The sequence below is a fragment of the Rubellimicrobium sp. CFH 75288 genome (genome assembly GCF_009904055.1).
GTDB lineage: Bacteria > Pseudomonadota > Alphaproteobacteria > Rhodobacterales > Rhodobacteraceae > Rubellimicrobium.
This window is the reverse complement of record NZ_WYDP01000006.1, coordinates 46610-67140: the sequence shown is the minus strand read 5'-3', so window position 1 is coordinate 67140 and position 20531 is coordinate 46610. Positions and strand designations below refer to the sequence as shown.

The following is a 20531-nucleotide window of genomic DNA, read 5'->3' as shown; positions in this document are numbered from 1 at the left end:
AGCCGGTTTGTGCAACAGAGCCCAACAGAGCCAGGCGCCACCACCGATGCAACGAGCAGTTCCTCTCCGCCATCCCGCTTAAAGCCGCTGCTATCTTCCGGCTCCGGCAGTGAGCCTGGAGCCGGCGGAATTGGGCTTGAAACACGGCGCGCCCATCCTTTCTCTGCTGGGTGTGGAACGGGCGGAACGGGGCCATGGTCGTTTCGATCCTCAAACGTGCTGTGGCCTTCGGGCTTCTTTGGCTTGCGCTGGCCGGGCCGGATGGAGAAGGCTTGATGTTCGGGGCTCCGGCCGTCGCATTGGCAGTCTGGACAAGCCTGCGCCTCGTGCCCCCGGTGCGCCCCGTCCGCCTGCTGCGCGCGGTGCTCCTGCTGCCCGGCTTCCTGTGGCGCTCGTTCTTGGGCAGTGTGGATGTGGCAGTGCGGGCATTCGGGGCGCCGGAACGGCTGCGCCCAACTTGGCGGGTCTGGCCTGTGGATCTGCCCGATGGAGCCCGGGTCGCCTTGGGCGCACAGCTCTCGCTCATGCCAGGCACGTTGGCGGCCGGGTGTGGACGCGACGGCACGCTGTACGTTCACGTTCTCGACCGCGCGGCATGGCAGCCGGAAGAGATGGAAGCGGACGCCCGCGCCTGGGCCGCAATGATCGGGAAGAGGAGAACGTGACGGGCTGGCTCCTCTTTGCGGCAGCGGCGATCCTGCTGACGCTGGGCGGCGCGTTCTGGCGCGTCTGGCAGGGCCCGGGCGAGGCCGACCGGATGATGGCGGCCCAGCTGGTGGGCACCGGAGGCGTCGGCGTGGCGATGCTGCTGGCGCCCGTGATCTCGTGGCACGCTCTGGACGTGGCCATCGTGCTGGCGCTGCTGGCCGCCTTTGCGGCCGTGGGGTTCGTGAAGGCCTCGAGCCCGGACGGGGCGGGCGATCCCGAGGAAGCCGAGCCCTCGGAGGGGGAAGAAGGACAGTGAGCGCCATCGCCTTGCCGGATGTCCTGACAATCGTCCTGACGGGTCTGGGACTGCTGTTCTTTCTGGCGGGAACAGTGGGGCTGTTGCGTTTCCCGGACACGTTCAGCCGCCTCCACGCGCTGACGAAGGCGGACAATGTGGGGCTGGGCCTCGTGGCACTGGGAGTGGCTCTGCAAGCGGAGACCTGGGGACAGTTGGCGCGGATCGCCCTGGTCTGGGTGCTGGCGCTGGTGGCGGCCGGTCTGGTGGCGCAGCTGGTGGCGCGGGCGGCTCTGGTGGATCGGCGGCTGCGCGGATGACGGTTCTGTTCGACCTGGTCCTCTGCGCCCTGATGCTTCTGGCGGCGCTGGCGGCGATCGGCGGCCGTGGCCTGTTTCGTGCGACTGTGTTCTTTGTTGCCTATGGAATCACGGTGGCCTTGGCCTGGGTTCGGCTGGGGGCGATCGACGTGGCCCTGGCCGAGGCGGCGATTGGGGCAGGGCTGACGGGGCTGTTGCTGCTGGGCGCGGTGGCGCGACTGCGTCGGGCGGGCGCGCCGGAGTTCCCGGTGCGCGCGGGCCTGGTCCCTGCCCTGGCCGCCGCGGGCGTGGCGGGCGCGACCGGCTGGGTGGCGCTGCGAGTGCCGGGCGCGGGGGGATTGTGGACCGAGGCCGGCGAGGCGCTGCCGCTGAGCGGGGTGGAGAACCCGGTGACGGCCGTCTTGCTGAACTTTCGCGCCTGGGACACGCTGCTGGAGAGCATCGTGCTCCTGGCCGCGCTGCTGGCCGTCTGGGCGCTGGCGCGCGAGGAGGAGTGGGAGGCGCCGGTGGGACCGCCGCTGCATGCCCGACCCGGCGGCGTGCTGGAGGGGATGGCGCGGCTGCTGCCGCCTGTGGGAATCGTCGTGGGCGTGTTCCTAGTCTGGGCCGGAGCGTCGCAGCCGGGTGGAGCGTTCCAAGGGGGCACCGTGCTGGCCGCGGTGGGGCTGATCGCGGCGCTGGCGGGACTGGTGGCGCTGCCGCGACCCGATTCGGGATCGTGGCGGACGGCGCTCGCGGCGGGCCCTGCGGTGTTCTTGCTGGTCGGCGCGTCGGGCCTCGCTCTCGGGGGGTTGCTCCTGTTTCCGCCGGACTGGGCCAAGGCGATGATCCTCACGGTGGAGGTGTTTCTGACGCTGTCCATCGCGGCCACCCTGGCGCTTCTGGTGCTGGGGCCGCCCCAGCCGCGGAGGATGCCGTGACAGGATCGGTCGTCCTGTTCGTCGTCACGGCCTCGGCCCTGATCGGGATCGGATTGTGGGGCTTTCTCGTGCAGGCGCACTTGTTGCGCCGGGTTCTGGCCTTCAACGTCGTGGGATCGGGGCTGTTTCTGCTGTTCGGGGCGCTGGGCTGGCGCGGGGGCGGAGTGGATCCGGTGCCGCAGGCCCTAGTCATCACGGGGATCGTGGTCGCGCTGGCCGCGACAGCGGTGGCGCTGTGGCTGGTGGGGCGGTTCGCGGAGGAGACGGGACGCGCGGACCTGCCGGAGGACCGGCGGGAGGACCGGCAAGAGAAATCATCTGCCGGAGGCAGGCCGTGACGGGCGAGGTGGCTCTGGCCGTCCTGCTGCTGGGCCCGCTCCTGGCGGCACTGGGCTGCCTCCTGGCCGGAAGGCAGGGCTCCACGGTTGCCCTGCTGGCGCTGATCGCCGGTGCGGCAGCGGTTGTCGTGCTGTGGGACGGGATGCTGCGGACCGGGCCCATCGAGGTGCGGCTGGGCGGCTGGGGGGCGCCGCTGGGGATCGTCCTGCGGGCGGATGGGCTTGCGGTCGGGTTCCTGGCGGCCGCCGTCGTCGTGATGGGAGCGGTCTGGGCCGTGGCGCGCCACGACTTTGCCACGCCGCGGGCGCGGGACGTGTTCTGGCCCTCCTCCATGCTGCTCTGGGGCGCGCTGAACGCCATCATGGTATCGCGCGACCTGTTCAACCTCTATGTGGGGCTGGAGCTGCTGACGCTGACGGCGGTAGCGATGGTGGCTCTGGGGCGGGGGCCGGGCGCGATCGAGGCGGCGCTGCGCTACGTGCTCTATGCGCTCATGGGGTCGCTGGTCTATCTGCTGGGCGTGGTGCTGGTCTATCACGGCCACGGGACGCTGGACCTCGACCGGATCGCGGCGGGGCGGTCGGGGGCGGACGCGCTGGCGCTGGGGCTGATGACGGCGGGGCTGGCCATCAAGACGGCCCTGTTTCCGTTCCATGCCTGGCTGCCGCCGGCGCATGCGGGGGCGCCCTCGCCCGCCTCGGCCCTGCTGTCGGCGCTGGTGCCCAAGGCGGGGTTCGTGATGCTGGTGCGGCTGTGGTTCGAAGCCATGCCGGACGCGACCCCCCCCGCGGCCCTGGCCGTGATGGCTGCCTTGGGCGCGGGGGCGATCCTGCACGGGGGGCTGATGGCGCTACGTCAGGAGCGGCTCAAGCAGATCCTGGCCTATTCGACGGTGGCGCAGCTGGGCTATCTGTTTGTCATGTTCCCGCTGGTGGGCGGAGCCGGGGCGGGCACGGCCGGCGCGGCAGAGGCCTGGGCGGGCACGCAGATCGGGGCCTTCTCGCACGCTCTGGCCAAGGCGGCGGTGTTCCTGTGCGCCGCGCTCTGGATCCGCGCGATCGGGAGCGACCGGCTCGCGGATCTCGCCGGTCTCGCACGCGCCATGCCGCTGTCGTGCTTCGCCTTCGGCATGGCGGCGGTGTCGCTGATGGGATTGCCGCCCTCGGGCGGGTTCATCGCCAAGTACCTGGTCATGCGCGCCTCGTTCGAGCTGGGGCTGCCGGGCTGGGGACTGGTCCTCGCCGCAGGCGGGCTGCTCGCGGCGGCCTATTTCTACCGCCCGCTCGCCGCGCTGTTCGCGCGCGAGCCGCCGCGGGTGCAGCGGACCCCGCGCCTGCTGGAGGCGGTGCCGCTCGCGCTGGCGCTGGCGGCAGCGGCGCTCGGAGTCCTGTCGCAGCCGGCCTATGATCTGCTTCAGGCCGGCGCGCCAGCCTATGCACGGGGGATCGGGCCGTGAACGCGCTGCCGGTCGTGATCCTTCTGACATCCCTGCTGCCGGCAGCCGTCACGTTCTTTCTGCCGCAGGAGCAGCATGCCTGGCGCAACGGCCTCAACCTCGGGGGCGCGGTCATCAAGCTCGGGCTGGTGGTCGTGCTGATGGGTGCGGTGGCCGAAGGCATCGAGCCGGAGGCACGTCTGCCCCTCGCTCCGGGTCTGGACCTCGTGCTGCGCGCAGACGACCTGTCCTTGCTCTTCGTCTCGCTGTCGGCGTTCCTGTGGCTGCTGACTACCGTGTACGCGATCAGCTATTTCGGCGAGAAGCCGGAGCTGTCGCGCTTCTTCGGCTTCTTCAGCCTGTGCGTGGCGGCCACGACGGGGCTGGCGCTGTCGGGGACGCTGATAACGTTCTTCGTGTTCTTCGAACTGCTGACGCTGTCGACCTGGCCCTTGGTGGCGCACAAGCAGGACGACCAGTCGCTGGCCGCGGCACGCAGCTATGTCCTTTATGCCCTGCCGGGCAGCGTGGCGGTGCTGGTGGCGATCATCTGGCTGGAGGGGCTGGTGGGCACCGTCGCCTTTGCGGCGCCGCCGGACCTGTCGGGGGTGGACCGCTGGTCGCTCACGCTGATCTTCGTGCTGTTCGTGGGGGGGCTGGGCGTCAAGGCGGCGATCGTGCCGCTGCACGGCTGGCTGCCCGGCGCCATGGCCGCGCCGGCGCCTGTCTCGTCGCTCTTGCACGCGGTGGCGGTGGTCAAGGCGGGCGCGTTCGGGATCGTACGGGTGGTCTATGACATCTTCGGGGTGGCGCGGGTGCAGGAGCTGGGCCTGGGCACGCCGCTGGCGGTCGTGGCCTCGGTCACGATCCTGTGGGGCTCGGTCCGGGCGCTGCAGCAGATGGAGCTGAAGAAGCGGCTGGCCTATTCGACGGTGAGCCAGGTGTCCTATATCGTGCTGGGCACGGCGCTGGCGGGGCCGTTCGGGACCATCGGGGGCCTGGTCCACCTGGTCCATCAGGGGATCATGAAGATCACCCTGTTCTTCTGCGCGGGCCTTTACGACGAGCGCGCGGGGGCGCGGCGGATCGAGCAGCTCGACGGCCTGGGGCAGCGGATGCCCTGGACCTCGGCCGCCTTCTCCGTGGGTGCTATGGGAATGATCGGCCTGCCGCCGATCGCCGGCTTCGTGAGCAAGGTCTATCTGGGCGTGGGGGCGGTGCAGTCGGGCGAGCTGTGGGTGCTCGCCGTGCTGGGCGCCTCAACCCTGCTCAACGCGGCCTATTTCCTGCCGCTCCTGTGGCGGATCTGGTTCCTGCCGCCGCAGACGGAGGGGATCGGGGCGACGCCCATCCCCTTCGCCGCGGTGGACGAGCGGGTGCCGGGCCTGGTGGTGCCCGCGATGCTGACCGCGCTGACGAGCGTTGCGGCAGGGCTCTTTGCCGCCTCGGCGTTCAGTCCGCTCGGCTGGGCCACGCTGATCGCAGGCGGAGCCTATTCCCCATGACAGTGTTCACGGGCGATCCGCTCGCGCTCCTGGCGCTGGTCTGGCCACTGGCTCTGGCGCTGGTCGCGTGCTGGCCGCGGCTCGGGTGGCGTGCGCTCGATCTGCTGCCGCTCGCTTCTCTGCCGGCGCTGGCGCTGGCGGTGACGGGGGGGAGCGGCGGGGCGCCGGACGTGCTGCTGGGCCTGGTGCTGGCGCCGGGGCCGGAGGGGCGGCTGCTCTTGGGCATGGTGGCGGTGGTGTGGCTGGCCGGCGGGCTGTTCGCGCGCGGAGCCATGGCGAGAGGGGAGGGGGGGCGGATCGCGGCCTTTTCGGGCTTCTGGTGCCTGACCTTTGCCGGCAATGCGGGCGTGATGCTGGCGGGGGACGCGATCACCTTCTATGCGAGCTTCACGGCCGTCTCGCTCGCGGCATGGGGGCTGGTGATCCACGACCGCACGGCGGCGGCGCTGACGGCGGGGCGGGTGTACTTGGTCCTGGCGCTGGTGGGCGAGGTGTGCCTGCTGATGGGGCTGCTGATCGCGGCGACGGCCGCCGACGGGTTCGCGATCGGCGCGGTGCGCGCAGCCCTGGCCGAGGGGCCCCACGGGGCGCTCGCGGCGGGGCTGCTGGTGGCGGGCCTGGGCATCAAGGCGGGGATGGTGCCGCTGCACGTGTGGCTGCCGCTCGCGCATCCGGCGGCGCCGGTGCCAGGCTCGGCGGTGCTGTCGGGAGCGATCGTCAAGGCGGGCGTGATCGGGATGCTGATCCTGCTGCCCGACGGGGATCTGGGGATCGCGCTGATCGCGCTGGGACTGGTGGGGGCGTTCGGGGCGGCGCTGTGGGGGCTGACGCAGGAGAACCCCAAGGCGATCCTGGCCTATTCCACCGTGAGCCAGATCGGCATCGTGCTGGTGCTGGCGGGCGTGTCGCTGGTCTTTGCCGAGACGCGGCTGCCGGCGGCGGCCTATGCCGCTCATCACGGCCTGGCCAAGGCGGCGCTGTTCCTGTCGGTGGGGCTGGTGCTGGCCGCGGGGGGGCGGTGGCGGGCGGGGGCGCTGGCGCTGGCAGCCTTGGCGGCGGCCTCGGTCGCGGGGGCGCCGGCAACGGGGGGGGCGGCGGCCAAGGCGATCGGCAAGGCGGGGCTGCCCGACTGGCTGTCGGGGGCGGTGACGGCGACCGGCATCACGACGACGATCCTGCTGGTATGGTTCCTGGTGCGGCTGCGGGCGACGGCCGCAGCCAAGGGCGTGCCCAAGGGTGGGGGGCGGCCAAGGCTGCTGCTGTGGGGGCCGCCTGTCGTCCTGACCGGGGCGGCGCTTGTGGCGCCGGTGCTGCTGATGCCGGCGCTGGGTGGACCGGACCCCGCTTATCTGTGGCAGGGGACGAACCTGGTCGAAGCGATCTGGCCCGTGCTGGCGGGGATCGGGCTTCTGGTGCTTCTGGCGCCGCGGGGGGGCGAGGGGGCGCGGCGGGCGCCGCTGCCGCCGGGCGACCTCCTGACGCTGCTGCCGCATTGGCGGCGGGGCGCGGCGCCGGTGCGGCAGGCACGGGCCGCCGGGCGCGGCCTAGGCCCCCTGCGCCGCACGCTGGAATCGGCCGCGGGGCGGGCGGAGGCGCGGCTGGTGCGATGGCGCTGGTCGGGGGTGGCCATGGCGCTGACGATCGGCGGGCTTGCGCTGCTGTCGGCTTCGGAACCCGGGGTGGCTGTCTTGATCGCGCCTGCGGGCGCGCCAATCTCCTTGCCATGACCACTCGGGCCCGCCTCAAGGAAGTCAATCCCGATAACCCGCCTTTGCCGCTCGATGACGCGGCTCGGGCAGAGATCGCCGCCTTGGCCGCGAGGCAGGCCGGGGCCGGTGGCCTGCTGATGCGCGCAGTCAACATGGTGGGCAACGGGGTCGAGGATGCGCTGCGCCGCCTGCCCAAGCCCTTGCGCGCCCGGATCGATCGCGCGGCGATGGCCGCGCTGCTGCGCGCCTATGCTCTGGCGGCACGGTCGCGCGAGGAGGGAGAGGGTTGGGCCGGCCGGCTGGCGCGTCTGCGCGGGGACGGGGCGCACAAGGCGCTGGCGGCCGTTGCCGGCGCGGTAGGCGGCGCAGGCGGTCTGCCCACCGCGCTGATGGAACTGCCGCTGACCACGGCCCTGATCTTCCGGGCCGTCCAGGCCGTGGCCGAGGCCAATGGCGAGGACCCCGCCGCAGAGGAGACACGGATGGAGTGCCTGCGCGTGTTCGGCTCGGGCGGGCCCGATACGGCGGATGAAGGCGTGAACACAGCCTTTCTGGGGGCACGGCTGTCGCTGACCGGCGGGACGGTGCAGCGTCTGGTTGCGGTGGTGGCGCCCCGGTTCGGTGCGGTGTTCGGTCAGAAGCTTGCCGGTCAGGCAGTGCCGCTCGTGGGCGCGGCTGCGGGAGCCGGCACGAACTGGGCCTTCACGGACTACTATGTGGAGGTGGCGCACGTCCATTTCGGACTCCGCCGGCTGGCGCGCGTCCATGGCGAGGTCGTGTACGACGAGTTCCACCGGGTTCTCGCTGTCCTTCGTCCGCCGGAGCCACCCGTCCAGCGCGCCTGACCGGGCCCTGAACCGTCAGACGGGCTGCCGCGCAAGCCATGCATCCAGGGCGGGTCGCGCACTGTCGTGGCCTGCGGCAATGGCGTCCTCGATCAGCCGGGTCGCCTCGTCGAGCCTGATGCGTCTGATGAGCGACTTGACCGGACCGATCGAAGCGGGGCGCATCGACAGCGTCCGGAAGCCCAAGGCCGCCAGAGCGACCGCTTCGACCGGGCGGCCGGCATCCTCGCCGCAGAAGCCCAAGGGGGTGCCCGTCGCCTCGCAGCGACGCACGAAGTCCCGCAGGAACCGCAGGAAGCTGGTCGAGAGAGGATCGTAGCGGCGGCGCACACGCTCGTTCTCTCGGTCGGCGGCAAAGAAGAACTGCTTGAGATCGTTGCCCCCGACAGACAGGAAATCCACCTCGCGCAGGAACTCGTCGGGCGCGAAGGCGAGGGACGGCGTCTCGACCATGGCGCCCACCTCGGCCTGCGAGGGCAGCGGATGGCCGAGAATGCGCTCGCGCGCGAGCGCCTTGTCGAACTCGGCGCGGGCAGCGCGGAACTCCTCGGGCGTGGCGACAAAGGGGAACATGACGGTCAGGGGGCGACCGGCAGCGGCGCGCACCAGCGCCTGAAGCTGCATGCGCAGCACGCCGGGCTTGTCGAGCCCGAGGCGGATGGCGCGCCACCCCATGGCGGGATTGGGCTCGTCCTGCGGCTTCATGTAGGACAGCACCTTGTCCGAGCCGATGTCGAGCGTGCGGAAGGCGACGCGCTTGCCTTGTGCCGCATCCATCACGCGGGCATAGAGCGCCTGCAGTTCGGCCCGCTTGGGCATCTGGTTGCGCACCAGGAACTGCAGTTCCGTCCGGAAGAGTCCCACACCCTCGGCGCCCGAGGAGGCGAGCGAGGGCAGGTCGGCCATGAGTCCCGCGTTCATGTGCAGGGAGATGGTCGTGCCGCAGAGCGCCTTGGCAGGCAGGTGTCGCAGGCCGGCATAGCGCTCCTGCGCGCGTGCCAGCATCGCGATCTTGTCCTCGAAGGCCCGGCGCACCGTCTCGTCGGGGCGCAGATGCGCCAGACCCTGATCCCCGTCCACGAGGATCGGATCGCCGTTCAGGGCTTCCGTGGTGATCCCTTCCGCCCGGATCACCAGGGGAATGGCCCAGGCCCGCGCCACGACGGCCGCATGGCTGCCGACCGATCCTTCCTCAAGCACGATGCCGCGCAGCGTGCCCTTTCCGTAATCGAGGAGCTCCCCGGGGCCGATGTTGCGCGCCACCAGCACGGGATCGTCCGGCATCGCGGCGCCCGTGTCGCCGCCCTGCCCGGTCAGGATGCGCAGGAGCCGGTTGGAGATGTCGTCGATATCGTGCAGCCGGTCCCGCAGATAGGCGTCGGCAGCCTGACCCATCCGTGTGCGGGCGAGCGACTGCTCCTTCTCCACGGCAGCCTCGGCCGACAGGCCCGATCGGATGTCGTCCTGCATGCGCCGGATCCAGGACTTGGAATTGGCGATCATGCGGTAGGCTTCGAGCACCGCGACCTCCTCCGCATCCACGCTGACGGAGGTGGCCAGCATCGCATCCACCTGTTCGCGTAAGGAGTCGATGGCCGCACAGAGGCGGGCGAGTTCGCGGTCAGGATCGTCGCTGAAGGGATTGGTGACGACCACGCGCGGCTCATGCAGCCAGACGCGCCCCATCGCGGCTCCCTCCTGTCCCTGAAGGCCGCGGAAGGTCACGGGGCGCTGGTGACGGGGCGACAGCGCGCCGTTGCCATCGCCCGCGGTAAAGGCGCCAAGTTCGGTCATCTCGGCGAGGACCATGGCGACGATCTCGAGCGCATAGACCTCGTCGGGCGTGAAGACGCGCGCGGCGCGGCTCTGCACCACCAGTACGCCCAAGGCCTCGCCCAGGCGCTGGATGGGGATGCCGCAGAACGAGGAGAAGCGCTCCTCGCCGGTTTCCGGCATGTAGCGGAAGCCCCGCTCGGAGGGAGCGTCGGCCGTATTGATGACGATGCGATCGCGCGCGACGCGGCCCACGAGCCCTTCGCCCAGCCGCAGGCGGGTCTGGTGGACGGCTTCGGGGCGCAAGCCTTCGGTGGCGCAGAGCTCCAGCGTGTCGGGATCGCGGAAGAGATAGATCGAGCACACCTCCGTCCCCATCGAGTCGGCAATCAGCCGCACGATGCGGTCGAGCCGCGCCTGCCCGGCCGAGGCCTCGGCCATGGCCGCGCGCAGACGGCCCAGGAGCTTGCGGCTCTCGCTTTCGATGCGTTCCGGCATGTGATCCCCAGCTTGTGGAGAGTTACAGCACAACCGGAGGTGAAGGGAAACCGCGCTGGGGGAGCGCTCAGCTCGCGCGATGGAGATCGAAGGCGTCGTGGAGCGCCTGAACGGCGAGTTCCATGTACTTGCGGTCGATCAGAACCGAGATCTTGATCTCGGAGGTGGTGATGACCTTGATGTTGATGTTCTCGGCTGCGAGGGCCCGGAACATGCGCGCGGCCACGCCAGCATGGGACCGCATCCCGATGCCGACCACGGAAACCTTGGCTACGCCGCCGTCCTCCACGAGGTCGGCGAAGGCATAGTCGCCCCGGGCGCGCGCCTCCTCGATGGCGCGGCGGGCGCGCAGAACCTGGTCGGTGGGGCAGGAGAAGGTCATGTCCGTGCGCCCGTCCTCGCTGATGTTCTGCACGATCATGTCTACGTTGACCCCCGCCTCGGCCAGGGGGCCGAAGATGGCGGCCGCGATGCCGGGGCGATCGGCCACGCCAGTCAGGGTGATCTTGGCCTCGTCGCGGCTATGGGCGATCCCGGCAACGGCATTCGATTCCATGATGTCCTCCTCCGGGCAGACGAGCGTGCCCGCATGCTCGCGTTCCTCGAGCGAGGAGAGAACGCGCAGCTTGACATTGTAGCGCATGGCCAGCTCGACCGAGCGGGTCTGGAGCACCTTCGCCCCGAGCGAGGCGAGTTCCAGCATCTCCTCGAAGGCGATGCGATCGAGCTTGCGGGCCTTTTCGCAGATGCGCGGATCGGCCGTATAGACGCCGTCCACATCGGTGTAGATGTCGCAGCGCACGGCCCCGAAAGCGGCGGCAAAGGCCACGGCGGTCGTGTCCGAGCCGCCCCGGCCCAGGGTGGTAATGCGCCCTTCGGGCGAGACGCCCTGGAAGCCGGCGACGACGGCCACCTTCATGCCCTCGGCGAACTTGCGCCGGATGTTGTCCGTCGGGATCGCTTCGATCCGCGCGTGACCGTGAGCGGATGTGGTCTGGACCGGCACCTGCCAGCCCTGCCAGGAGCGGGCCGGGATGCCCATCTCCTGCAGCCGCAGCGCCATCAGCCCTGCGGTGACGTTCTCGCCCGAGGCGGTCACGGCGTCGTATTCCCGCGCATCGTAGAGAGGGGCCGTCTCCTGCACCCAGCCCACGAGCTTGTTCGTCTCGCCCGCCATGGCCGAGACGATGACGATGACATCATGTCCCCGGCCGACTTCGAGCGCGACGCGCTTGGCTGCCCGCGCGATGCGGTCGAGATTGGCGACGGACGTGCCGCCGAACTTCATCACCAGGATGGACATGGAGAGCCCCCTTCCGGGGCGCCCTCTTAGCCGGGCCCGCAAGGGGGAGCAATGGCGGGACGATCAGCCGTCCCCGCCCTGCGACTGGCCCCGGCCGGCCAGGAGGGCGCGCAGCCGCCCGAACACGTCCACGCACATCTGGCGCAGCAGATCGACAAGGTCGATCGGCAACCAGTTCCCCCGGATCAGCCCCTCGTGGTGGAGATAGAAATCCATCACCCGCATGGTGACAAAGCGCCCGGTCGGCGGCAGGCCAAGAAAGCCGCCGTCGGGGATGGACAGCGCTGATGGCGGCCTCTCGAGAGATGCCTGACCACGGCACGCTGCTCCGGACGCGTGGACCATCATGGTCTTTGGCGACAAGCTGATCGGTACCGACCACGTGCCGCCCAGGCGACACGCCGGGCTTCGACATGGCCCGGCTGGAGGAGGCCTGGGCCGCCTTCGAGCGGGCGCGCACCTGAGAGGGGCCTTGGCCCCGCGCCCGTCCTCTGCCACGAAGCGTCACCGCCCCCGCGAAAGGAGCGCCGCATGACCTTCGGCAAGGGCCACCACCTGCACCTGATCGACGGCTCGGCCTTCATCTTCCGGGCCTATCACGCGCTGCCCCCCCTCACGCGCAAGTCCGACGGGCTGCCGGTGGGCGCGGTGGCGGGGTTCTGCAACATGCTCCTGCGCTACATCGAGAACAACACGGGCGCGGACGCGGCGACCCATGCGGCGGTGATCTTCGACCATTCGTCGCATTCGTTCCGCAACGACCTTTATCCCGACTACAAGGCCCATCGTCCGCCCCCGCCCGAGGATCTCGCCCCGCAATTCCCGCTCACGCGCGAGGCCACACGCGCCTTCGGTCTGGCCTGCCACGAGATCGAGGGGTTCGAGGCCGACGACATCATCGCCACGCTGTCGTGCCGCGCGCGCAAGGCGGGGGGACGGGTGACGATCGTGTCCTCGGACAAGGACCTGATGCAGCTCGTGGGCGGGGGGATCGAGATGCTCGACCCCATGAAGAACAGGCGCATCGACCGCGACGGCGTGCGCGAGAAGTTCGGCGTGGACCCCGAGCGCGTGGTGGACGTGCAGGCGCTCGCGGGCGATTCGGTGGACAACGTGCCGGGCGCGCCGGGCATCGGCCTCAAGACGGCGGCGCAGCTGATCGCGGAGTTCGGCGACCTCGACACGCTCCTGGCGCAGGCCCACACCATTCCCCAGAAGAAGCGGCGCGAGACGCTGATCGAGCATGCCGACCGCATCCGCCTGTCGCGCGACCTGGTCCGGCTGCGCTGCGACATGCCGCTGGAGGTGACGCTCGAGAGCCTCGAGCTGCGCGAGCCCGACCCCGACGCGCTGCTGGACTTCCTCGCCCGGATGGAGTTCCGCACCCTGTCGCGCAAGGTGGCCGAGCGGCTGGGCCGCGCGGCGCCGGCCATCGCCGACGACCCGCCACCCGCCACCGGAGAGGCGCCCGCACCCGAAGCGCCCGTCGATCCGCCGATCGACCGCGCCCTCTACGAGACTGTTCGCACGACCGAGGCGCTGCGCGCCTGGATCGACCGCATCCGCGAGGCGGGCCGCGTCGCCGTGGACACGGAGACGACGGGTCTGGACGAGATGCGCGCGGAGCTTGTCGGGGTGTCGCTCTGCACGGCGCCGGGGGTGGCGTGCTACCTGCCGCTGGCGCACCGCGCGGCCGCCTCGGGCGACCTGTTCGGCTCGGACGCGCTGGCCGAGGGGCAGGTGCCGATGGAGGAGGCGCTGGTGCTGCTGCGTGAGGTGCTGGAGGACGAGGGCATCCTCAAGATCGGCCAGAACATCAAGTACGACTGGAAGATCCTGGCCCGCCACGGCATCCGCGTGCGCCCCTTCGACGACACGATGCTGATGAGCTATGCGCTCCATGGCGGCCTGCACGGGCACGGCATGGACGAGCTGTCCGAGCGTCTGCTGGGCCACATCCCCATTCCCATCAAGGAGGTGATCGGCACGGGCAAGGCGCAGGTCACGTTCGACCGCGTCCCCATCGACCGCGCCACCGCCTATGCTGCCGAGGATGCGGAGATCACGCTGCGCCTGTGGCGGGTGCTGCGTCCCCGCCTGCCGGCCGCGCGCGTCGCGACCGTCTACGAGACGCTCGAGCGGCCGCTGGTCCCCGTGCTCGCGCGGATGGAGATGGCGGGGGTGCTGGTGGACCGCGAGACGCTGTCGCGCATGTCGGCGGCCTTTGCCCAGACGCTCGCGCGGCTGGAGGCCGAGATCCAGGAAATGGCGGGGCGGCCCTTCAACGTCGGCTCGACCAAGCAGCTGGGCGAGCTGCTCTTTGACGAGATGAAGCTGCCCGGCGCGCAGCGCAGCGCCTCGGGCATCTACGTCACCGACGTCAAGGTGCTCGAGGACCTCGCGACCGAGCACCCGCTGCCGGGCAAGGTCCTCGACTGGCGTCAGGTGTCCAAGCTCAAGAGCACCTATACCGACAAGCTCCAGGACGCGATCAACCCCGAAACGGGGCGGGTCCACACCTCCTATTCCATTGCGGGGGCGAATACGGGGCGCCTCGCCTCCTCGGACCCGAACCTCCAGAACATCCCCGTGCGCACGGAGGAGGGACGCCGCATCCGCGAGGCCTTCGTCGCTCCCAAGGGGCGCGTGCTCGTCTCGCTCGACTACAGCCAGATCGAGTTGCGGCTGCTGGCGCACATGGCCGACCTGCCCGAGCTGAAAGCCGCCTTCCGCGAGGGGCAGGACATCCATGCCATCACGGCATCCGAGATGTTCGGCGTGCCTTTGGCCGAAATGACGCCCGAGCTGCGCCGCCGCGCCAAGGCGATCAATTTCGGGATCATCTACGGCATCTCGGGCTTCGGCCTCGCGCGGAACCTGCGCATCCCCAAGGAGGAGGCCACGCGCTTCATCGAGCGCTATTTCGAGAAGTTCCCGGGTATCAAGACCTACATGGATGACGTGGTTCGCCGCGCGCGCGAGGAGGGCTGCGTGCGAACCCTGTTCGGTCGCGTGATCCACACGCCCGGCATCGCAACAAAGGGGCCCGGCGGCGCCTTTGCCCGGCGCGCCGCGATCAACGCGCCGATTCAGGGCACCGCGGCCGACATCATTCGCCGCGCGATGATCCGCATGGAGGCGGCGCTCGTCGGCCTGCCTGCGCGGATGCTGTTGCAGGTCCACGACGAGCTGCTGTTCGAAGTCGACGAGGGAGCCGAGGACGAGGTGATCGCCCGCGCAAGGGTCGTCATGGAGCGTGCACCCGAACCGGTCTTGCGCCTGTCCGTGCCCCTGGTGGTCGAGGCGGGGATCGGACGGAACTGGGCCGAGGCGCACTAGAAACGCGAAGGGCGCGACCGCGAAGCCGCGCCCGGGCAAGCGGAGGGCCGGGCAAAGGCCGCCCGGCCTGCCATCCCCTCAGTTGATGGCCTTGGCCTCCACCAGATTGGCATCCTGCGGCGCCTGGCGGACGATCTCGATCCGGCGGGGCTTGAGCGCCTCGGGCACTTCCTTGACAAGGTCGATGTGCAGCATGCCGTCGGCATGGCTCGCTCCGGTCACACGCACATGGTCGGCGAGGTGGAAGCGGCGCTCGAAAGCCCGGGTGGCGATCCCGCGATGCAGGAAGCGACGCTCGCTCTCATCCTCGGACTTGCGCGCGGTCACGACAAGCGCGTTCTCCCGCACCTCCACGGCCAGATCATCGGCAGAGAACCCGGCCACGGCGATGGAGATGCGCCAGGAGAGCTCGCCGGTCTTCTCGATGTTGTAGGGCGGGTAGTTGGTATTGCCAGGATCGCTGGCCAGCACGCGATCGATGAGGTCGGCCAGGCCATCAAAGCCGACGGTGGCCCGATAAAGGGGTGCAAGATCGAAGGTTCGCATGGTCATCCTCACAAGAGCGACAACGGATCGGACCGTCCCGGCAGGACCGGCCCCTGGGATGCCGGAGCCCGGCTGGCGCCCCGGCGCGGGGGACATGGGAAGGGACGGCGGCTCTTTCAAGCCCTCGCGGGCTCTGCGGGGACTGGCCGCGGCCGGACGCCGGCCGGACCCGGCGCGTTGCGGGCGGAGCGGGTTGGCTGCCGATACCGGACAGGCCCGCCACGCGGTTCCGACCATTGTCGAATCGGGAGGATGCCCTTTGCGCGCGTCAAGCCACTCGCTCAATGCCGGGGCGCGCTGACCCAGCGGGCTCCGGTATCCGTCCGCTCGCCTGCGCTGATGTGCCGGATGCCGGGCAGGGCTCCAACCCTCCCGGCCAAGGCCGGTTCCTGGTTCACGAGCGTCGCCTGCAGCTCCGCAAGCGGGCCCCCAACCGTCGTGCCGAGCGAGACCTGTCGGGGCCCCAGTTCTCCCTTGGCCGAGACGACCGAGACGATTCGTGCCACGTCGCCCTCGATCTGGAAGACGGGCGAACCGGAAGCCCCGAAATCCACGTCGCAGGTCATCACCAGCACCCCTGCCTCCTCGCCGAGGACGGCGCAGCGATCCTCCAGGGCGGGAGCGTCCGCCCGCCCCGCCGCATAGGAGATGACGCTGACCGGATCGCCAGGGCGCAAGGTCTCGGCCGTTTCGAAAGGGCGCACGTCACCGGGCGGGATCGGTCTGTCGAGTTCGAGCAGGGCGAGATCGAACCGGCTCTCGGCAGCCCCCGCCAGCGGGTTGTAGCGGTAGGCGGGATGCACCACCGCCCGGCGCACGGCCCGCTCGGCGGCCGAGCGACCGTGCCGGAAACCCGCCAGAAAGCGGATGCGCCCCGGCTCGACCGGTGCGCCGGTCGCGCGATCAAACAGGCAATGGGCGGCCGTCAGGACCCGATCCGGCGCGATCAGCGCGCCGGTGCAGAACCCCTTGCCGTCGATATCGAGCCGCCCGACCCCCGACCAGGCGGTGGCTTCGGCCCCGGTCGAGAGGGCGTGGAGCGGTCCGGCTCCCGCTGCACCGCACCCGGCGAGCCAGGCGGCCAGAACGCATCCAATGACCGCCGCACGCCGCATCCGCTGTCCCCCCCTGGCCGACCTGTCTCCGGTCTAGCTCTCCCCCGCGGCAGCGATAGGGCGGGGGAGCGGCGGGGCGACGGCAGGATCGGGACCGCTGCGAGCGCGTCCGATGCGGCCCGGCGCCGGGCCGCCATAGGCCCAATCCAGGAGTTGAACGGTGTGGACCACGGGCAGCGCCGTGCGCGTTCCGATCTGGACCAGGCAGCCGAGATTGCCCGCCGCGATCACGTCCGCGCCCAGCGACTCGAGCGCTGCCGCCTTGCGCCGGCCGAGCTCGCCCGCGATGGCGGGCTGGAGGAGGTTGTAGGTCCCGGCCGACCCGCAGCACAGATGGGCGTCGCGCGGCTCGGCCACCTCGAAGCCCGCGCGGCGCAGCAGCATCTTGGGCTCCTCGCGCACGCGCTGGCCGTGCTGGAGAGAGCAGGCGGGGTGATAGGCCACCCGCACCCCCATCGGGCCCTGCTCGGGCGGGGAGAGCGCGGCGAGCACCTCGGTCACGTCGCGCCCGAGCGCGCCCATGGCCTGCGCCGCCTCCTCGTCCGGGGTCCGGGCGAGGAGGTGGCCCCAGTCCTTGACAGTGGTGCCGCAGCCCGAGGCCGTCACCACGATCGCGTCGAGGGTGGCGCGCGCGTGCTCGGCGGCAAAGGCGCGGACCGTGCGCGCGGCGGTGGCCTGCGCCTCGGCCTCGCGGCCCATGTGGTGGGTCAGGGCGCCGCAGCAGCCTTGCGGGGGGATCACCACCTCGGCGCCCAGACGCGTCAGCAGGCGAATCGCGGCCTCGTTGATCGAGGGATCGAGGGCACGCTGGGCGCAGCCCGTCAGCAGGCCCACCCGCATCCGCGCGGGGCCGTGGGGGCGGTGCGTCCCCGGCCGCTCGGCCGCGCCGGAGGGCGGCAGGCGGCGGGGCGCCAGCGCCAGCATCGCGCGCAGCCGCTCGTCCGGCATGAGCCGCGCGAAGGGTCGCCCCACCTGCGCGAGCCACAGCGCGAGGCGGAAGCGCCCCGGATGGGGCAGAAGCCAGGCAAGCAGCCGCCGCAGCGCCCGGTCCCGCCAGGGGCGGCGGTAGCGCGCCTCGATGTAGCTGCGGGCGTGATCGACGAGGTGGCGGTAATGCACGCCCGAAGGGCAGGTCGTCATGCAGGCAAGGCAGGACAGGCAGCGGTCGATGTGCCTGACGGTCGCCGGGTCCGGGTCGCGCCCCGATTCCAGCATCTCCTTGATGAGGTAGATGCGGCCGCGAGGGCTGTCGAGCTCGTCGCCAAGGACCTGATAGGTGGGGCAGGTCGCCGTGCAGAAGCCGCAATGGACGCAGGCGCGCAGGATGCGGTTCGACTCGGCCGTGGCCGGGTCGCGAAGCTGCTCGGGGGTGAAGCGGGTCTGCATGGGATGTCCCTGGGACAGTCAGGCGGCGGCCATCAGGCCCGGGTTGAGGAGGCCGCGCGGATCGAACCGCTCGCGCAGCGCGGCCGAGAGGTGCGCGACGGCCGGCGCCTCGGGTGGAAAGCGGCCCAGGGCGTGCAGGGTGTCGGGCGCGGCGCGCACCAGCACCGCGCGCGCGCCCGCCGCCCCCAGCCAGCCGCGCAGGTCCGTCCCCTCGGGCAGGAGCAGCCAGGCCCGCGCGCCCCCCCAGTCGAGCCGCTGCGCCCCCCCCGCCCGCGCGAGGATCGCCGGCGCCTCGGACGGGCGCAGCGACAGGCGCCACACGTCGCCCGGCCGGCCGGCGAAGTCGCGCACGTCGCGGATCGCGGCCCAGTCGGTGTCCGGGTCCTCCTCGGCCGCGCCCCAAGGGCGCAGCCGCTCGGCCAGGCGCGCCGCCCGCTCCTCGACCGAGGCGGCAAAGCCCTCGAGCCGCAGCCGCGCAATCCCCCCCTCGGCGTCGAAGGCGGCGCCCGACACCTCGAGGGGCGCGCTGAGGGCCGCGGCCAGGGCCGCGCAGGCGGCCGCGGTGTCGAGGCCTGACAGGCGTAGGGTGCGCGCCGTCTCGGGCGCGGGCAGGACCTTGAGCGCGATCTCCGTCAGCACGCCCAGCGTGCCGTGGCTGCCCGCCAGGAGGCGGGCCAGGTCGAGGCCGGTGACGTTCTTCATCACTCGCCCGCCCGAGCGCACGACCATGCCCGTCCCGTCCACGAAGCGCGCGCCGAGGACGAAATCGCGCGCGCCCCCCACCAGCACCCGGCGGGGTCCCGACGCGCCCGTGGCGATCGCGCCGCCCAGCGTCGGCTCTCCGGAGGTGCCGAGCAGCGCACGCAGGTCCAGCGGCTCGAAGGGCAGCCGCTGGCCGGCTTCGGCGAGGGTCCGCTCCACCTCGGCCATCGGGGTGCCCGCGCGGGCCACCAGCGTGAGCGCGCCCGGCTCGTGCAGGGCGATGCCCGACAGGCGCGCCAGGGACAGGCGTGCGCCCCCGTTGGCGAAGCCGCGGGTGAAGCCGCCGCCGATGCAGAGGGGGCCCCGCGCGGAGCGGATCGCCTCGGACAGGTCGGCCTCGTCGCGCGGCTCGGGGGTGGTCACGCGGCCCTCCGCCCGGCGCTGACCTCGAGCGGGAACACCTTGGCCGGGTTGAGCAGCCAGCGCGGGTCGAAGGCGTCCTTGACGCGCATCTGCGCCTCGAGATCGTCGCGCGTGAACTGCGCATCCATCAGGTCGCGCTTTTCCACGCCCACGCCGTGCTCGCCCGTCAGGCAGCCCCCGCGCTCGACGCAGAGGCGCAGGATGTCGGCCCCCAGCGCCTCGGCGCGCGACAGGCCGTCGGCCGAGTTGGCGTCGAACAGGATCAGCGGGTGCATGTTGCCGTCGCCCGCATGGAACACATTGGCCACGCGCAGCCCGTAGCCCTCGGCCAGCTCGGCGATGCGGGCCAGGACCGGCCCCAGTTCCGAGACGGGGATCGTCCCGTCGAGGCAGATGTAGTCGCCGATCTGCCCCATCGCCCCGAAGGCCGACTTGCGCCCCAGCCAGATGCGCGCGGCCTCGGCGGCATCCCTGGCTTCGCGGATCTCGAGGGGCTGGAACGTCTCGGCCACGGCGCGGATGCGCGCGAGCTGGTCGGCGATCTCGGCCTCCGAGCCCTCGGCCTCCACGATCAGCAGCGCCTCGCAGAGCGGATAGTCCGCGCGCGCGAAGGCTTCGCACGCCTCGATGCAGGGGCGGTCCATGAACTCGATGGCCACGGGCACGAGGCCCGCCCGGATGATGGCGGACACGCAGTCGCCGGCCGTCTCGCTGCGGTCAAAGGCGATGAGCACGGGCCGGGCCCCCTCGGGCCTGGGCACGAGGCGCAAGGTGGCTTCGGTCACGATGCCGAGCTGACCCTCGGCCCCGCACACGGCGGCGAGCAGGTCGAGGCCCAGCGCCTCGCCCGAGGGGTGGCCGATCTCGACCACGGTGCCGTCCATCAGCACCATCGTCACGCCGAGCAGGTTGTTGGTCGTCACCCCGTACTTGAGGCAATGCGCCCCGCCCGAATTCATGGCGATGTTGCCCCCGATTGCGCAGGCGAGCTGCGAGGAGGGGTCCGGCGCGTAGAACAGGCCCAGCGGCTCGACCTCCTGGGTGACGCTGAGGTTGGTGCGCCCCGCCTCGACGCGGATGAAGCGGTCCTCGGCCGAGATCTCGAGCGTCCGCGTCATCCGCGCAAGGCCGATGACGACCGAATCGGCCGTGGGCAGCGACCCCCCGGCCAGCGAGGTGCCCGCACCGCGGGGCACGACGGGGACGCATTCACCATGGCAGATGCGCAGCGCGGCCGCGACCTCGGCCGTGCTGCCGGGCAGGACGACGCAGAGCGGCGGGCAGGCATAGGCGGTTAGCGCGTCGCATTCGTAGGCGCGCGTCTCGGCCGGGTCGTCGATGACGGGCACGCCGGGCAGCGCAGCACGCAGCCGCGCGACGATCTCGGCCCGGCGTCCGAGAATGGCGGGATCTGGCGGGGGCATCTGCAT

General features: G+C 71.5%; 18 protein-coding genes. 10 read left to right on the top strand and 8 right to left on the bottom strand.

All coding sequences use genetic code 11. The annotated features are described in order from the left end of the window. The first annotated feature begins 194 nt into the window (after positions 1–194). The 9 genes from GT358_RS08090 to GT358_RS08050 all read left to right on the top strand — a co-directional run bounded on the left by GT358_RS08090 (position 195) and on the right by GT358_RS08050 (position 8016). Complete coding sequence (locus GT358_RS08090) at positions 195–665, top strand: Na+/H+ antiporter subunit E (RefSeq protein WP_166582102.1); 471 nt, start codon at positions 195–197, stop codon at positions 663–665. Next, complete coding sequence (locus GT358_RS08085) at positions 662–964, top strand: multiple resistance and pH regulation protein F (protein ID WP_166582101.1); 303 nt, start codon at positions 662–664, stop codon at positions 962–964. Before GT358_RS08090 ends, GT358_RS08085 begins: the two co-directional genes overlap by 4 nt. Continuing rightward, positions 961–1263 carry a monovalent cation/H(+) antiporter subunit G gene (locus tag GT358_RS08080; RefSeq protein ID WP_208103414.1) on the top strand — a complete coding sequence of 101 codons (303 nt, stop codon included), beginning with the start codon at positions 961–963 and terminating at the stop codon, positions 1261–1263. The genes GT358_RS08085 and GT358_RS08080 overlap by 4 nt, the downstream gene beginning before the upstream one ends. Beyond that, entirely contained in the window at positions 1260–2183 is a 924-nt protein-coding gene (locus GT358_RS08075) for a hydrogenase subunit MbhD domain-containing protein (RefSeq protein WP_166582100.1), read from the top strand. Before GT358_RS08080 ends, GT358_RS08075 begins: the two co-directional genes overlap by 4 nt. Further along, positions 2180–2521, top strand: a complete 342-nt coding sequence (locus tag GT358_RS16830) for an NADH-quinone oxidoreductase subunit K (RefSeq protein WP_208103413.1) — start codon at positions 2180–2182, stop codon at positions 2519–2521. Before GT358_RS08075 ends, GT358_RS16830 begins: the two co-directional genes overlap by 4 nt. Next, positions 2518–3978, top strand: a complete 1461-nt coding sequence (locus GT358_RS08065; protein WP_166582099.1) for a proton-conducting transporter membrane subunit — start codon at positions 2518–2520, stop codon at positions 3976–3978. Before GT358_RS16830 ends, GT358_RS08065 begins: the two co-directional genes overlap by 4 nt. Continuing rightward, the gene (locus GT358_RS08060; protein ID WP_166582098.1) at positions 3975–5462 is read left to right on the top strand and encodes a proton-conducting transporter membrane subunit; all 1488 of its coding nucleotides are present in this window, start codon (positions 3975–3977) and stop codon (positions 5460–5462) included. Before GT358_RS08065 ends, GT358_RS08060 begins: the two co-directional genes overlap by 4 nt. Next, positions 5459–7189 (top strand): complex I subunit 5 family protein, encoded by a 1731-nt coding sequence (locus GT358_RS16855; protein ID WP_166582097.1) that lies wholly within the window; start codon positions 5459–5461, stop codon positions 7187–7189. The genes GT358_RS08060 and GT358_RS16855 overlap by 4 nt, the downstream gene beginning before the upstream one ends. Before the next feature lie 119 nt (positions 7190–7308). Further along, positions 7309–8016 carry an EcsC family protein gene (locus tag GT358_RS08050; RefSeq protein WP_371416247.1) on the top strand — a complete coding sequence of 236 codons (708 nt, stop codon included), beginning with the start codon at positions 7309–7311 and terminating at the stop codon, positions 8014–8016. A 15-nt stretch (positions 8017–8031) separates the two neighbouring features. Here the strand turns inward: GT358_RS08050 and ptsP are convergent, their stop codons facing one another. The 3 genes from ptsP to GT358_RS16825 form a co-directional block, all read right to left on the bottom strand. Further along, complete coding sequence (ptsP, locus tag GT358_RS08045) at positions 8032–10287, bottom strand: phosphoenolpyruvate--protein phosphotransferase (protein ID WP_166582095.1); 2256 nt, start codon at positions 10285–10287, stop codon at positions 8032–8034. Positions 10288–10354: 67 nt separating this feature from the next. Further along, positions 10355–11590, bottom strand: a complete 1236-nt coding sequence (locus GT358_RS08040; RefSeq protein WP_166582094.1) for an aspartate kinase — start codon at positions 11588–11590, stop codon at positions 10355–10357. A 63-nt stretch (positions 11591–11653) separates the two neighbouring features. Next, a complete protein-coding gene (locus GT358_RS16825) occupies positions 11654–11935 on the bottom strand; it encodes an ester cyclase (RefSeq protein WP_256371808.1) in 282 nt (93 codons plus the stop codon). Positions 11936–12121: 186 nt separating this feature from the next. On the opposite strand from GT358_RS16825, the gene polA reads away from it, so the two are divergent. After that, positions 12122–14929: a DNA polymerase I gene (gene polA / locus GT358_RS08030; protein ID WP_166582092.1), complete on the top strand. Its 2808-nt coding sequence runs from the start codon at positions 12122–12124 to the stop codon at positions 14927–14929. 78 nt (positions 14930–15007) lie between these two features. On the opposite strand, the gene GT358_RS08025 is transcribed toward polA, so the two are convergent. From GT358_RS08025 to GT358_RS08005, 5 genes are all read right to left on the bottom strand, one after another. Beyond that, positions 15008–15475, bottom strand: coding sequence for an Hsp20 family protein (locus GT358_RS08025; RefSeq protein WP_166582091.1), 468 nt, complete (start codon positions 15473–15475; stop codon positions 15008–15010). 281 nt (positions 15476–15756) lie between these two features. Next, positions 15757–16590 (bottom strand): serine protease, encoded by an 834-nt coding sequence (locus tag GT358_RS08020; RefSeq protein ID WP_166582090.1) that lies wholly within the window; start codon positions 16588–16590, stop codon positions 15757–15759. Positions 16591–16623: 33 nt separating this feature from the next. Continuing rightward, complete coding sequence (gene glcF, locus GT358_RS08015; protein ID WP_166582089.1) at positions 16624–17976, bottom strand: glycolate oxidase subunit GlcF; 1353 nt, start codon at positions 17974–17976, stop codon at positions 16624–16626. A gap of 18 nt (positions 17977–17994) precedes the next feature. After that, on the bottom strand, positions 17995–19101 hold the full coding sequence (locus GT358_RS08010) for an FAD-binding protein (RefSeq protein ID WP_166582088.1): 1107 nt from the start codon (positions 19099–19101) through the stop codon (positions 17995–17997). Next, the gene (locus GT358_RS08005; RefSeq protein WP_166582087.1) at positions 19098–20531 is read right to left on the bottom strand and encodes an FAD-linked oxidase C-terminal domain-containing protein; all 1434 of its coding nucleotides are present in this window, start codon (positions 20529–20531) and stop codon (positions 19098–19100) included. Before GT358_RS08005 ends, GT358_RS08010 begins: the two co-directional genes overlap by 4 nt.

Bases quoted from the DNA above. Each gene is read 5' to 3' on its own strand.
- GT358_RS08090 (WP_166582102.1), top strand. From the start codon at position 195: ATGGTCGTTTCGATCCTCAAACGTGCTGTGGCCTTCGGGCTTCTTTGG.
- GT358_RS08075 (WP_166582100.1), top strand. From the start codon at position 1,260: ATGACGGTTCTGTTCGACCTGGTCCTCTGCGCCCTGATGCTTCTGGCG.
- GT358_RS16855 (WP_166582097.1), top strand. From the start codon at position 5,459: ATGACAGTGTTCACGGGCGATCCGCTCGCGCTCCTGGCGCTGGTCTGG.
- GT358_RS08050 (WP_371416247.1), top strand. From the start codon at position 7,309: ATGCGCGCAGTCAACATGGTGGGCAACGGGGTCGAGGATGCGCTGCGC.
- ptsP (WP_166582095.1), bottom strand. From the start codon at position 10,287: ATGCCGGAACGCATCGAAAGCGAGAGCCGCAAGCTCCTGGGCCGTCTG.
- GT358_RS08040 (WP_166582094.1), bottom strand. From the start codon at position 11,590: ATGTCCATCCTGGTGATGAAGTTCGGCGGCACGTCCGTCGCCAATCTC.
- GT358_RS16825 (WP_256371808.1), bottom strand. From the start codon at position 11,935: ATGGTCCACGCGTCCGGAGCAGCGTGCCGTGGTCAGGCATCTCTCGAG.
- polA (WP_166582092.1), top strand. From the start codon at position 12,122: ATGACCTTCGGCAAGGGCCACCACCTGCACCTGATCGACGGCTCGGCC.
- GT358_RS08025 (WP_166582091.1), bottom strand. From the start codon at position 15,475: ATGCGAACCTTCGATCTTGCACCCCTTTATCGGGCCACCGTCGGCTTT.
- GT358_RS08020 (WP_166582090.1), bottom strand. From the start codon at position 16,590: ATGCGGCGTGCGGCGGTCATTGGATGCGTTCTGGCCGCCTGGCTCGCC.
- glcF (WP_166582089.1), bottom strand. From the start codon at position 17,976: ATGCAGACCCGCTTCACCCCCGAGCAGCTTCGCGACCCGGCCACGGCC.
- GT358_RS08005 (WP_166582087.1), bottom strand. From the start codon at position 20,531: ATGCAGATGCCCCCGCCAGATCCCGCCATTCTCGGACGCCGGGCCGAG.